The 13,005-nt window shown below is 66.1% G+C and carries 12 protein-coding genes and 1 tRNA gene; 8 read left to right on the top strand and 5 right to left on the bottom strand.

Annotated features, from left to right (window positions below):
• Nucleotides 1-25 precede the first annotated feature (25 nt).
• The 5 genes from ACZY0R_RS20670 (at nt 26) to hemW (ending at nt 4,923) form a co-directional block, all read left to right on the top strand.
• Nucleotides 26-1,078 carry a serine/threonine protein kinase gene (locus ACZY0R_RS20670; protein ID WP_488860823.1) on the top strand — a complete coding sequence of 351 codons (1,053 nt, stop codon included), beginning with the start codon at nt 26-28 and terminating at the stop codon, nt 1,076-1,078.
• A gap of 168 nt (nt 1,079-1,246) precedes the next feature.
• The gene (locus tag ACZY0R_RS20665) at nt 1,247-2,161 is read left to right on the top strand and encodes a PP2C family protein-serine/threonine phosphatase (protein ID WP_045238631.1); all 915 of its coding nucleotides are present in this window, start codon (nt 1,247-1,249) and stop codon (nt 2,159-2,161) included.
• A gap of 173 nt (nt 2,162-2,334) precedes the next feature.
• Nucleotides 2,335-3,054 carry a ribonuclease PH gene (rph, locus tag ACZY0R_RS20660; RefSeq protein WP_488860821.1) on the top strand — a complete coding sequence of 240 codons (720 nt, stop codon included), beginning with the start codon at nt 2,335-2,337 and terminating at the stop codon, nt 3,052-3,054.
• A 13-nt stretch (nt 3,055-3,067) separates the two neighbouring features.
• On the top strand, nt 3,068-3,685 hold the full coding sequence (rdgB, locus tag ACZY0R_RS20655; RefSeq protein ID WP_488860819.1) for an RdgB/HAM1 family non-canonical purine NTP pyrophosphatase: 618 nt from the start codon (nt 3,068-3,070) through the stop codon (nt 3,683-3,685).
• Nucleotides 3,682-4,923, top strand: a complete 1,242-nt coding sequence (gene hemW / locus ACZY0R_RS20650) for a radical SAM family heme chaperone HemW (protein ID WP_488860817.1) — start codon at nt 3,682-3,684, stop codon at nt 4,921-4,923. Before rdgB ends, hemW begins: the two co-directional genes overlap by 4 nt.
• Before the next feature lie 89 nt (nt 4,924-5,012).
• On the opposite strand, the gene ACZY0R_RS20645 is transcribed toward hemW, so the two are convergent.
• A complete protein-coding gene (locus tag ACZY0R_RS20645) occupies nt 5,013-5,528 on the bottom strand; it encodes an outer membrane lipoprotein (protein ID WP_488860815.1) in 516 nt (171 codons plus the stop codon).
• A gap of 273 nt (nt 5,529-5,801) precedes the next feature.
• On the opposite strand from ACZY0R_RS20645, the gene ACZY0R_RS20640 reads away from it, so the two are divergent.
• A tRNA-Ser gene (locus ACZY0R_RS20640) sits at nt 5,802-5,891 on the top strand.
• A 51-nt stretch (nt 5,892-5,942) separates the two neighbouring features.
• Here ACZY0R_RS20640 and ACZY0R_RS20635 read toward each other — a convergent pair.
• The 3 genes from ACZY0R_RS20635 to gudD form a co-directional block, all read right to left on the bottom strand.
• Nucleotides 5,943-6,317: a hypothetical protein gene (locus ACZY0R_RS20635; protein ID WP_488860813.1), complete on the bottom strand. Its 375-nt coding sequence runs from the start codon at nt 6,315-6,317 to the stop codon at nt 5,943-5,945.
• A gap of 146 nt (nt 6,318-6,463) precedes the next feature.
• A complete protein-coding gene (locus ACZY0R_RS20630) occupies nt 6,464-7,417 on the bottom strand; it encodes a Bug family tripartite tricarboxylate transporter substrate binding protein (protein ID WP_488866076.1) in 954 nt (317 codons plus the stop codon).
• Between the two features lie 135 nt (nt 7,418-7,552).
• The gene (gene gudD / locus ACZY0R_RS20625; protein WP_488860811.1) at nt 7,553-8,920 is read right to left on the bottom strand and encodes a glucarate dehydratase; all 1,368 of its coding nucleotides are present in this window, start codon (nt 8,918-8,920) and stop codon (nt 7,553-7,555) included.
• Nucleotides 8,921-9,140: 220 nt separating this feature from the next.
• Here gudD and ACZY0R_RS20620 point away from each other — a divergent pair, with 220 nt between their 5' ends.
• A complete protein-coding gene (locus ACZY0R_RS20620; RefSeq protein ID WP_488860809.1) occupies nt 9,141-9,887 on the top strand; it encodes a FadR/GntR family transcriptional regulator in 747 nt (248 codons plus the stop codon).
• Between the two features lie 296 nt (nt 9,888-10,183).
• Nucleotides 10,184-11,761 (top strand): aldehyde dehydrogenase (NADP(+)), encoded by a 1,578-nt coding sequence (locus tag ACZY0R_RS20615; RefSeq protein WP_488860807.1) that lies wholly within the window; start codon nt 10,184-10,186, stop codon nt 11,759-11,761.
• A 67-nt stretch (nt 11,762-11,828) separates the two neighbouring features.
• On the opposite strand, the gene ACZY0R_RS20610 is transcribed toward ACZY0R_RS20615, so the two are convergent.
• A complete protein-coding gene (locus ACZY0R_RS20610; protein ID WP_488860805.1) occupies nt 11,829-13,004 on the bottom strand; it encodes an osmoprotectant ABC transporter ATP-binding protein OsmV in 1,176 nt (391 codons plus the stop codon).
• Between the last annotated feature and the right edge of the window lies 1 nt (nt 13,005).

The raw sequence follows: 13,005 nt of genomic DNA, 5'->3' as shown, positions 1-13,005 counted from the left end.
GGAGGCAATCAAGGTCCCGAATCCTATGACAGAGTCCAAGGGCGCATCACCTCCGAAGAGCGCACCGCTGCCCATCGGCACGCTGCTGTCCAACTACCGTATTGTAAAGAAGTTGGCCAGCGGGGGGTTCAGTTTCGTCTACCTTGCCACCGACGAGACCGGCTCTCCCGTTGCGATCAAGGAGTACCTCCCGTCGTCCCTGGCTCGCCGCAACCCCGGCGAACTGATCCCCGTGGTGCCGGAAGAAAGCGCCGCTTCATTCCGCCTGGGGCTCAAGTATTTCTTCGAGGAAGGCCGCTCGCTGGCCCGTATTTCCCATCCCAGCGTGGTGCGCGTGGTGAATTTCTTCCGCGAGAACTCCACCGTCTACATGGTGATGAACTACGAGCTGGGCAAGACGCTGCAGGAACACATCCTGCACGCGCGCCAGCAAGGCCGCGCCAAGGTGCTCCGCGAACACTTCATCCGCAAGGTCTTCCACGACCTCATGAGCGGCCTGCGCGAAGTGCATATCCACAAGCTGCTGCACCTCGATATCAAGCCTGGCAACATCTATCTGCGCGAGGACGAGTCGCCCATCCTGCTGGATTTCGGCGCTGCGCGCCAGATCCTGACGATGGAGGCGTCGCGCTTCCAGCCCATGTACACGCCGGGCTTTGCCGCGCCCGAACTCTACGGCAAGCATTCCGAACTGGGGCCGTGGACCGACATCTACAGCCTCGGGGCCACGCTCTACGCCTGCATGGCCGGCATGCCGCCGCAGGAGGCGAACCAGCGCGAAAAAGACGATCGCATGGCGGACTCCATCACCCGGCTGCGCACCAGCTACACCAATGGCCTGGTGGACCTCGTCGAATGGTGCCTGCGCCTGACGCCGTCCGAACGGCCGCAGAGCGTGTTCCGGCTGCAGAAGGAGTTGCGCGAACAGACCAATGCGCTGGGCGAACAGGCGGCCGCACCGGCCACCACCGCGGCCGCCGAGCGCCCCCTTGCCAGCCGGTTCCTCACCCTGCTGCGCAAGCGCGAAGAACCCGCCGCGGGCATCCATGCCAAGGAGGCCGGCACAAGCGGCGAATGATGCATAAAATACATCTGTCCGCGTCTGGCGCGTGCTCCGCGCTCCGGCCTGCTCCGCCATCCCCTACCATCATGGGAGCCGTCGCCCCGCTGCCCTGCCGCACCCAGCGCCGATTGGGCACAAAAGCGGCGCCGCCGTCTCCCGAAAACTGATTTCCCTACAGCCACCATGCGATTCTCCGTCTACCAGGAAAGCAGAAAAGGCGGCCGCCGCATCAACCAGGACCGCATGGGCTATTGCTTCACGCGGGATGCCCTGTTGATGGTCCTGGCCGATGGCCTGGGCGGCCACGCTTTAGGCGAAGTCGCCGCGCAGCAAGCCTTGCAGACCCTGGCGCGCCAGTTCCAGGCCCAGGCCCGGCCCTCGATCCGCAATCCTGCCGATTTCCTGCAGGACACCATCATGCTGGCCCACCGGGAAATCCACCGCTATGCCGAAGCCAACCGGCTGGCCGATGTCCCCCGCACCACCGTGGTCTGCTGCCTGGTCCAGAATGGTCAGATCCACTGGGCCCACGCCGGCGACTCGCGGCTGTACCTGGTGCGCAAGGGCACCCTGCTGACCCGCACGCGCGACCACTCCAAGATCGAAAACCTGCTGCAGCAGGAACGCGTGCTGCCGATGCAGGTGGCGAACCACCCCGAGCGCAACAAGCTGTACAACTGCCTCGGCTCCCCCAACCTGCCGCTGATCGACATCGGCGGCCCGCTGCGGCTGGAGCCCGGCGACGTCGCGCTGCTGTGCTCGGACGGGCTCTGGGGCAGCATCGAAGAACAGCTCCTGGTCGACAAGGTGACCCACCTGTCGGTGGTGCACGCCATCCCCGACCTGATCGAACAAGCGCTGCACAATGCGGGCGACGGCGCCGACAACACTACCGCGATCGCCATGATGTGGGAACTCGACGCACACCTTGCCAGCGAGGACTCGGTCGCCACCGAGACCCTGCCGCTCAACACCTTCACCACCTCCATCCTCGAGAACAACGGCGGCGACACCGACCTGCTGTCGGAGGAGGAAATCGAACGCTCCATCGCCGAGATCCGCGCGGCGATCGACAAGACGAGCAACTTCATGCGTTAAGCGTTTCCGGAAGGCTGCGAAACCAGCCTCCCATACCGGAAAGAAGTACCGCCCGCGCCGCAATGGCGCGGGAATTCGCGTTTCGCCGCGGGCCGAATCGAAGCCGGATGGGCACGCGCAGCCCCGCGGCGTTAAAATCCGTGTCCTGAACCGATTCCCGAGAAAACCCACACATGCGACCGAGCGGACGCGCAGCCGATGCGCTGCGCCCTATCAGCCTGACCCGACACTACACCCGCCACGCCGAAGGCTCCGTCCTGAGTGCCTTTGGCGATACCAAGGTGCTGTGCACCGCCAGCGTGCTTGCCAAGGTGCCGCCACACAAGAAGGGCAGTGGCGAAGGCTGGGTCACCGCCGAGTACGGCATGCTGCCGCGCGCCACCCATACGCGCTCCGACCGTGAGGCCGCCCGCGGCAAGCAGACTGGCCGCACCCAGGAAATCCAGCGCCTGATCGGACGCGCCATGCGCTCGGTGTTCGACCTGTCCGCGCTGGGCGAGTACACCATCCACCTGGACTGCGACGTGCTGCAGGCCGACGGCGGCACCCGCACCGCAGCCATCACCGGCGCCTTCGTGGCCGCCCATGACGCCATTTCAGCGATGCTGCGGGACGGCCAGCTCAAGACCAGCCCGATCCGCGATTTCGTCGCCGCCGTCTCGGTAGGCATGGTGGACGGCGTGGCCGTGCTCGACCTGGACTATGCCGAAGACAGCAACTGCGACACCGACATGAACGTGGTGATGACCGGCAGCGGCGGCTTCGTCGAAGTGCAAGGCACGGCCGAAGGCGTGCCGTTCAGCCGCGCCGACCTCGATGCGATGACCCGTATTGCCGAGCAGGGCATCGCCGAACTGGTGGCGCACCAGCGCCGCGCGCTCGGCCTGGCCTGATACGGTGAACGCCATGCAACGCCTGATCCTCGCCTCCAACAACCCTGGCAAGCTCGGCGAGTTTGGCGCGCTGCTGGCGCCGCTCGGCTTCGAGGTGATACCGCAAGGGCAACTCGGCATCGACGAGGCCGAGGAACCCTTCGCCACCTTCGTCGAAAACGCCCTTACCAAAGCGCGCCACGCCAGCCGCCTGTCCGGCCTGCCCGCGCTGGCCGACGATTCCGGCATCTGCGTCGACGCGCTGGATGGCGCGCCGGGCGTCTACTCCGCGCGTTACGCGCAACTGGTAGGCAAGCCGAAATCCGACGCCGCCAACAATGCGCACCTCATCTCGCAACTCGCCGGCAAGCTGAACCGCCGAGCCTACTACTACTGCGTGCTGGTGCTGGTGCGCCATGCCGAGGATCCGCGCCCCGTCATCGCCGAAGGCGTTTGGTCCGGCGAGGTGGTCGACGCACCGCGCGGCAACGCCGGCTTTGGCTACGATCCGCACTTCATGCTGCCCCAGCTGGGCAAGACGGCCGCCGAACTGAGCCCCGCGGAAAAGAATGCGATCAGCCACCGCGCGCTTGCGCTCAAGGCGCTGACCGAACGCCTGAAGGCGGACGGCATCACGCCCGGCTGCCAATGATCCCGATCGTTCCCGTCGCGTCGACCGGCACCACCCCTGCCGATACCAAGTCGCTGTGGCTGCAGCCGGGCCAGATCTCCCTGCCCGCCTCGCCGCCGCTGTCGCTCTATGTGCATATCCCCTGGTGCGTGCGCAAGTGTCCGTACTGCGACTTCAACTCGCATGCGGTGCCCGGCGCGGCGGACAGCCACGACATTCCGGAAGATGCCTACCTGGATGCGCTGCGCGCCGACCTGGAGCAATCGCTGCCCCTGGTATGGGGCCGTCCCGTGCACACGGTCTTTATCGGCGGCGGCACGCCCAGCCTGCTGTCGGCCGCCGGCATGGACCGGCTGCTCTCGGACATTCGCGCGCTCTTGCCGCTCGACGCCGACGCCGAGATCACCATGGAGGCCAACCCCGGCACCTTCGAGGCGGAGCGTTTCGCCAGCTATCGGGCCAGCGGCATCAACCGCCTGTCGATCGGCATCCAGAGCTTCAATGACCGCCATCTCGCCGCGCTCGGCCGCATCCACGGCGGCGACGAAGCGCGCGCCGCGATCGGCATCGCGCTGGACAATTTCGACAACGTCAATCTCGACCTGATGTACGCGCTGCCAGGCCAGACCCTGGCGGATTGCGCGCAGGACCTGGAAACGGCGCTGTCGTTCAACACCACGCACCTATCGCTCTACCATCTGACGCTGGAGCCGAATACGCTGTTCGCCAAATTCCCTCCGGCCCTGCCCGACGACGACAGCGCCTACGAAATGCAGGACCTGGTCGAAGCGCGCACTGCCCAGGCCGGCTACCGGCACTATGAAACCTCGGCCTACGGCAAGCCACATCGCGAAGCGCGCCACAACCTGAACTACTGGCGCTTCGGCGACTACCTGGGCATCGGGGCCGGCGCGCACGGCAAGCTCTCCTTCCCGCACCGGGTACTGCGCCAGATGCGCCACAAGCATCCGGCCACCTACATGGCGCAGGCCATGGCCGGCAATGCCGTGCAGGAGCAGCACGACGTCGGCGCGGCCGACCTGCCCTTCGAGTTCATGCTGAACGCGCTGCGCCTTACCGACGGCGTGCCGGCCAGCACGTTCTTCGACCACACCGGGCTGCCGCTGCACACCATCAGCCGCGAACTGGCCGCGGCCGAGAAGAAGGGCCTGCTCGAAGCCGATCTCGCCACCATCAAGCCCACCGAACTCGGCCGGCGTTTCCTGAACGACCTGCAGGAGATGTTCCTGAAGGGGTGACGCCACACGCCTTGCAGCAAACAAGAAAACGGCCACCCGAGGGTGGCCGTTTTCTTGTCGCAATTCTTGACGCGATACCCGCGTCCCGGTCAATACGGCATCGCCATGTCGTTGGCGACCTGCGCACGGGAACCGATGCGCAAGCTGCTGACATCGCGCTGCGTCACCGTGGCCAGACGGCCATCGTCCAACCGCACATTGACGCGATAGACGGTCTCGGTGCTGCTGCCTGCGCGCTTCTCGATCTGATTGCCCGCTAAGCCACCCGCTACCGCACCGCCGATGGTCGCAATGGTATTGCCGGTACCCCCGCCGACCTGGTGCCCCAGCAGGCCGCCGGCGACGCCGCCGATTACCGTGCCGAGCACGCCCGAACTGTTCTTCTGGGTAGTCACCGGCTCGATCGACTCGACCCGGCCATGAAACACCGAACCCGCCGGCGCCTGGTAGGTATTCGTGCCCGGCGCCGGGGGCGGCGTCTGGTACCCAGCCTGCGGCGGCGGAGCGCCATAGCCGCCGCCATAACCACCGCCCGGCGCCGCGCAACCCGCCAACCCGGTCAACGCGGCGGTCGCCGCTACGCCCAACAGAATCTTGCCCTTCATCAGTTATCCTCGTCGATTGCCTGCAAATGCATGGAACAGGGGGACGCGCCACCCCGGCGCGCGCCCTCACGCATGATAGGAGCGCCGAGCCTAAAAGAAGGTTCCGCGGTGTCCGATAGACACCGACAAGACAACATTGCACAACATGCGCGACCGAGCGTCTCCGCCCTTGCTATAATGCGCGGCGCTGGCCGTTGCGCCAGCGTCAATGCAGCATGAAGCACGAGCGGGGACCAGCCCCTGTTCGCGCTACAATGCCTGCACTTCCTTACCGGAAGCGTGGCCGAGTGGTTTAAGGCAGCAGTCTTGAAAACTGCCGATGGGGTGACCCATCCGTGAGTTCGAATCTCACCGCTTCCGCCAGATTTTCCGCTCGCGAATGCAGCCGCCTCGATTGAGCGAAACGGCAAACGGTCACTCCGGTTTGCCTGGCTCCGTCAACAAGCGGTACGCCTCCTCCTGCGATATATCCAGCCGATAGTGCCGCGCCAGCATCCGCGCGAAATAGTGCGCGTCGCCGGGCTCGCAGTGCCTGAGCTGCTCGCGATAGGCCTCCAGCTCGAAACGCAGGCGCCAGCGCGGGCTGAGCAGGTAGAACACGCCCATCAGTCCCCCCGAGCGCCAGAATTGCCGCACGTGCACCTTCTCATGCTCGATCAGCGCATGGCTGACGCCAGGCCGCACCAGGATCAGCGGCCCCGGCGCGAAGCCGTCGAACCCGCGCGGAATCAGCCACCGGGACTCTGTCTCGATCAGCAGGCAGGGTGGCGATTTGCAGAAGCGGATCATGGAAGGCGCCAGCGGCGGGGCAGCGCAAAGCGCGCGTAGCCCAAGCCTATCAGGTTGCGCGTGCCCGCACCCGAATCCGCTCCGCAAATGAAAATGCCCCGCAGACAGGCGGGGCAAAGAGCAATGCTTGCGCCGATACCGCGAACCTAGTCGATGCTGATCTTGCCGGCTTCGATCACGGTCTTCCAGCGCTGTAGCTCCTGCTTCTCGAACTGTTCGAACTGCTCGGGCGTGTTGGCGACCACCTCGAAACCGTTCTCGGCCAGCTTCTGCCGCATCTGGGGCTCATTGAGCGCACCGACCAGGGCGGCATGCAGCTTGGCCTTGACGTCCTTCGGCAGCCCGCGCGGCGCAGCCACGCCTTGCCACGAATACACATCGACGTCCTTCACGCCGCTTTCCGCCATGGTGGGCACGTTGGGCAGCACGGACGAGCGCTTGTCGCCAGTGACCGCCAGCGCCTTCAGCTTGCCGCTGCGAATATGCTGGAGCACGGCGTTCACGTTCTGGAACGAGACGTCCACCTGGCCGGCGAGCAGGTCGGAGATGGCCGGCGCCCCGCCCTTATAGGGAACATGGAGCCCGTCGGTACCGGATTTCTGCCAGAACAACGCGGCCGTCAGGTGGTCTGACGAGCCGGCTCCGGAACTGGCAAATGCGACCTTGCCAGGATTCTTCTTCATGTACGTAACCAGTTCCTGCAGGTTCTTCGCCGGGAAATCCGGCTTGGTGACCAGCACATTGGGCGCGCGCACGGCAACCGTCAGCAGGTCGAAGTCCTTGGCCGGGTCGTAGCCAAGGTTCTTCTGCAGGAAGGGGTTCACGGCGTAGACGCCGATCGACGCTACCAGCAAGGTGTAGCCATCCGCGGGCGCGCGCTTGACCATGGTCGCGCCGATGGCCCCGGTGGCGCCCGGGCGGTTGTCCACCACGAAGGGCTGGCCCAGCTTCTCATTGAGCGGCACCGCCAGCATGCGCGCGATGGTGTCGGTGGAACCTCCGGCCGGGAATGGCACCACGACCGAGACAGCCTTCTGGGGCCACGCCGTCGATGCGACGGCGGTGCCGGCGGCCGCCAGCACAGCCACGGCTGCGACCATGGCGGTGGTCAACCGGCGCAGCACGCGGTACGTGGGCGCGGCTGTGGTGCCGGTCATGCAGGACCGGTCGTCAGTCTTGAACATCGTTGTCTCCTCGCTTCTGAGTGGTATTTCTTGTGTCCGGATGGTGCGCGCTCACCGGACCATGCACGGCGCCTTATTGTTGAAGGTCCAGCCCGGGATCAGGAATTGCATGGCAGCCGCATCGTCGCGCGCGCCGAGTCCCATGTTCTTGTAGCGCTCGTGCGCCAGCGCCACCTGCTCCATATCGAGTTCGACGCCGAGGCCCGGCTGCGCCGGCACGGCTACCTTGCCGTTCTCGATCTTCAGCGGCGCCTTGGTCAGGCGTTCGCCGTCCTGCCAGATCCAGTGCGTATCGATCGCGGTGACGCGGCCCGGCGCGGCAGCGGCCACATGGGTGAACATGGCCAGCGAAATATCGAAATGGTTGTTGGAGTGCGAGCCCCAGGTCAGGCCCCATTCGGCGCACATCTGCGCGACCCGCACCGAGCCCTGCATGGTCCAGAAATGCGGATCGGCCAGCGGAATATCGACCGACTGCAGGCGCACCGCGTGGCCCATCTGGCGCCAGTCGGTCGCGACCATATTGGTGGCGGTGGGCAGGCCGGTGGCGGTGCGGAACTCGGCCATGACCTCGCGGCCCGAATAGCCATCCTCGGCGCCGCACGGATCTTCGGCATAGGCCAGTACGCCATGCTTGTCGCGGCACAGGCGCACGGCTTCGGCCAGCGACCACGCGCCGTTGGGGTCCAGCGTGATACGCGCCCTGGGGAAGCGTTCGGCGAGCGCCAGGATGGCTTGCATCTCTTCATCGCCGCGCAGCACGCCGCCCTTGAGCTTGAAGTCGTTGAAGCCGTAGCGCGCATAGGCCGCCTCCGCCAGTCGTACCACGCCTTCGGCGCTCATTGCCGCTTCGTTGCGCAGGCGAAACCACTCGTTGTCCGCCTCCGGTTCGCTGCGATAGCCGAGCGTGGTGCGGCTGCGGTCGCCGATATAGAACAGGTAGCCCAGCATCTCCACCGCATCGCGTTGCTGGCCCTCGCCAAGCAAGGCCGCTACCGGCACGCCGAGGTGCTTGCCGAGCAGGTCCAGCAGGGCCGCTTCCAGCGCGGTGACGGCATGGATGGCGATGCGCAGGTCGAAGGTCTGCAGGCCGCGTCCGCCCGCATCGCGGCTGGCAAAGGCACTGCGTACGCGATTGAGCAAGGCCTGGTGATTGCCGATCGATTGCCCCACGATGAGCTCCCGTGCATCCTCCAGGGTCTGGCGGATCGCTTCGCCGCCCGGCACTTCGCCAACGCCGGAATTCCCCGCGCTGTCTTTGAGGATAACGATATTGCGGGTGAAGAACGGACCGTGGGCACCCGACAGGTTCATCAGCATGCTGTCGTGGCCGGCTACCGGCACCACGGTGAGTTCGGTGACGACGGGCGTGCCTGCGACGGGCGCGGCGCGGGTAGCGGAGATGGGTGTCTGGATCATGTCGAATTCCGGCGGAAAGAGCCGTGCACGGCCTGGCGGCTGCGGCTCTTACGGGTTGTCTCGGTCTGGCTGCCCGGTTGCTGCCGGGTACCTGTTCGTCGGTGCTGGCCGGGCCTGGAATTGAGTTGAAGGCACGAGACACCTGTTATCGGTCGTCATATAACTTACGACGCAGTATAATGAGCCCATCGAGATCCGGTCAAGCCCCCTGCCCACTATCATGTCAAACCCGATGTTTGCCTCCACCACCCCGCTGCGGCGCCGCGGCCGCACGCTTGCCGAAGAGGCGGTGAGCAACCTGAGCGAGCGCATCCAGCAAGGCCTGCTCAAGCCGGGCGACAAGCTGCCGACAGAATCCGAAATCATGGCCGCGCTCGGCGTCAGCCGCACCGTGGTGCGCGAAGCGCTGTCGCGGCTGCAGGCCAGCGGCCTGGTCGAGACCCGCCACGGCATCGGCACCTTCGTGCTGGCGCGCAACACCGAGAACGGCTCGCCCTTCCGCATCGACCCGGCCACCATGGGAACCGCCATGGACGTGCTGGCCATGCTGGAATTCCGCGTCAGCCTGGAAGCCGAGGCCGCCAGCCTGGCAGCGTCCCGGCGCAGCGACGAGCAGCTGGCGGCAATGCGCCAGGCGCTCGACGAACTAAAGCGCACGGCGGCCGGCGGCGAGGATTCGGTGGGGGCTGACTTCGAGTTCCACCTCGTCATTGCACGCGCTACCGGCAATCGCTACTTCACCGACATCATGGGGCATCTCGGCACCATGGTGATCCCGCGCAGCCGGCTGCACGTCAGCGCGCAGGAGCGCGAGCAATATCTCGAACGCGTCAATATCGAGCACGAGAATATCTACGATGCCATCGAGCGGCGCGACCCCGAAGGCGCCAAGGCCGCCATGCGCATGCACCTGACCAACAGCCGCGAGCGGCTGCGCAAGGCATCGGCGGCGGTGGAAGCAAGCTAAGGATTGGGAGGTCTGGAGAACCCCGGCGCGACCGGAGGTTTTCCTGCTTGCTAGCAAAGCACCTCATGTTGTAGGATGTCTTACAATAAATCTGATAAGACCTTAGCGCCGCTCGCTGGCCCCGCGGTGTTAGTCCAGAGCCACATGGACGCGCATCCGCGCAACTACCGTCTGTCGCGCTAGCCAGTGCCTCGAATCGATGCGAGCCGCTCGCAAGACAACCCGGAAATCCCGCTCGCGCTGCTGCGCGGGCACCCTCTTGATCCTTGATCGCAGTTGAAAAGCAGGAAACGCTCATGACCATCACCGGCGAAATGCTGATCGGCGCCAGCGCAGTGCGCGGCACCACCAAGATCCTCCATGCCACCAACCCGGCCACGGGGGAAGCGCTCGCACCGGAATTCCATGGCGGCGGCGGCGCCGAGGCCGAGCGCGCCTGCGTGCTGGCCGAAGCCGCGTTCGACACTTACCGGAACACCTCGCCGGAAACCCGGGCTCAGTTCCTGGAATCCATTGCCAACGGCCTGGAAGCCCTGGGCGACACGCTGATTGAGCGCGCCCACGCTGAAAGCGCGCTGCCGATCGCGCGCCTGCAGGGCGAACGCGCACGCACCGCCGGCCAGTTGCGCCTGTTCGCGAGCGTGCTGCGCGATGGCCGCTGGCAATCCGCCACGCTCGACTCCGCCCTGCCGGAGCGCACGCCGCCGCGCCCCGACCTGCGCCTGCAGAAGATCGCAGTCGGGCCGGTAGCGGTATTTGGCGCCAGCAACTTCCCGCTGGCGTTCTCGGTGGCGGGCGGCGATACCGCGTCGGCGCTGGCTGCGGGCTGCCCGGTCATCGTGAAAGCGCACTCGGCCCACCTCGGCACCTCCGAGCTGGTCGGCCGCGTGATCCAGAAGGCCGTGGCGGACGCCGGGCTGCCCGAAGGCGTGTTCTCGCTGCTGGTCGGCGCGGGCGTTGCCGTGGGTACGGCCCTGGTGGCGCATCCGTCGATCCAGGCAGTGGGCTTTACCGGCTCGCGCAGCGGCGGCCTGGCGCTGGTGCAGACAGCCAACAGCCGGCCGCAGCCGATCCCCGTCTATGCGGAGATGAGCAGCATCAACCCGGTGTTCCTGCTACCGGCGGCGCTGGCCGCCCGCGGCGCGGAGATCGCGCGCAACCTGGTGGATTCGCTGGTGATGGGCGTGGGCCAGTTCTGCACCAACCCCGGCCTGTTGCTGGCCGTGGAGAGCCCGGCGCTGGATGGGTTCCGCCAGGGCGCGATTGCGGCGCTGTTCGAAAAAGGCGCCGCCACCATGCTGACACCCGGCATCTGCCAGGCTTACGACAACGGCGTGGCCCAGCTCGGCGACATCGAAGGACTGCGCCGCATCGGCAGCGGCAAGCCAGCGAGCGGCCCCAACCAGGCCCGCCCTGCGTTGTTCGAAACCACGGCTGAATGCTTCCTGGCAGACCATCGCATGGAAGCCGAAGTATTTGGCCCATCCTCGGTACTGGTCGTGTGCCGCGACCATGAGGAAATGCTGGCGGTGGCACGCCGGCTCGAAGGCCAGCTTACCGCCACCGTGCAAGCGGATGCGGGTGACCGCGCCGACGCCGGCAGCCTGCTGACGGTGCTGGAGCGCAAGGCTGGGCGCGTGCTGTTCAATGGCTATCCGACCGGAGTGGAAGTGTCCTATGCGATGGTGCATGGCGGCCCCTTCCCCGCCACGTCGGATACGCGCGCCACCTCGGTCGGCGCTTCCGCGATCGAGCGCTTCCTGCGCCCGGTGTGCTATCAGAACGTGCCTGCGGAATTGCTGCCGCCGGCGCTGCAGGACGGCAACCCGTTGAAGGCGTGGCGTCTCACTGACGGACAACTGGCGCGCGACTGACATTACGCACAGCCGTAAAAAGGGCCGGTAATCCCGGCCCTTTTCCATTTCGCGCGGCACCCCTTGCCTACGCTGCAATACGCTCGATCGCGGCCGGCGCCTGCGGCGGCTGGATCACCGGCGCGTTACCGCGCGAGCGGCCCGAGCTGAGATAGTCGGCAATCGATTCCTGCGTGACTTCGCCAAGATAGACACCATCGGCATCCACCACCGGCAGCCAGCTCGTGTTGTGCTGGTACATGCGCGACAGCACGATGCGCAGGTGCTCGTCGAACGCGGCGGTCGCCATGAACGGCCGCATCGCATTCGCGCACGCCCCTTGCCCCGTGCGCGCATCGCGCCGCGTGACGTAGCCCAGCGCGCGCTGCGTCTCGTCCACCACCGGCAGGTGGCGCACATCCGCATCGTCCATGATGCCGAAAGCCTGCGCCAGCGGCATGTCCGGGCTGCAGGTCTGCGCCATGGTGGCGGCATCGCCGGCGCGCACCAGCAGCAGGCGCTTGAGCGTATTGTCGTGGCCGATGAAGGCCTGCACGAATTCATCGGCCGGACGCGCCAGCAGTGCGTCGGGATGGTCGAACTGCACCAGCTTGCCACCGCGGAATACGGCCACGCGGTCGCCCAGCTTGATGGCCTCGTCGATGTCGTGCGAAACCATGATCACGGTCTTGCCAAGCTGGCGCTGCATCTGGAAGAACTCGTTCTGGATGCTCTCGCGATTGATCGGGTCGACCGCGCCGAAGGGTTCGTCCATCAGCAACACGGGCGCATCCGCCGCGAGCGCGCGGATCACGCCAATGCGCTGCTGCTGGCCGCCCGACAATTCCCGCGGATAGCGCGTGAGCATCTTGTCGGGATCGAGTTGCACCATCGACATCAGTTCGCACGCACGCTCGCGGCAGCGCTTCTTGTCCCAGCCCAGCAGGCACGGCACGACCATGATGTTCTCCTCGATGGTCATGTTCGGGAACAGGCCGATCTGCTGGATCACGTAGCCGATCTTGCGGCGCAGCGTGACTTCGTCCACGCGGGTGGTGTCCTCGCCGTCGATCAGGACCCGGCCGGAGCTGGGCTGGATCAGGCGGTTGATCATCTTGAGCGTGGTGGTCTTGCCGCAGCCGGAGGGACCGAGGAAGACGCAGATCTCGCCCTTGGGCACCGTCAGCGAGACGGCATCGACGGCGCGCACTTCGGCGCCGTCTTTCTGCTTGAAGGTCTTGGTGAGTTGGTCGAGTTCAATCATG

This window comes from Cupriavidus sp. F041 (assembly GCF_057814235.1).
The sequence above is the reverse complement of the archived record's forward strand: the minus strand, read 5'-3'. Positions and strand labels throughout refer to the sequence as shown.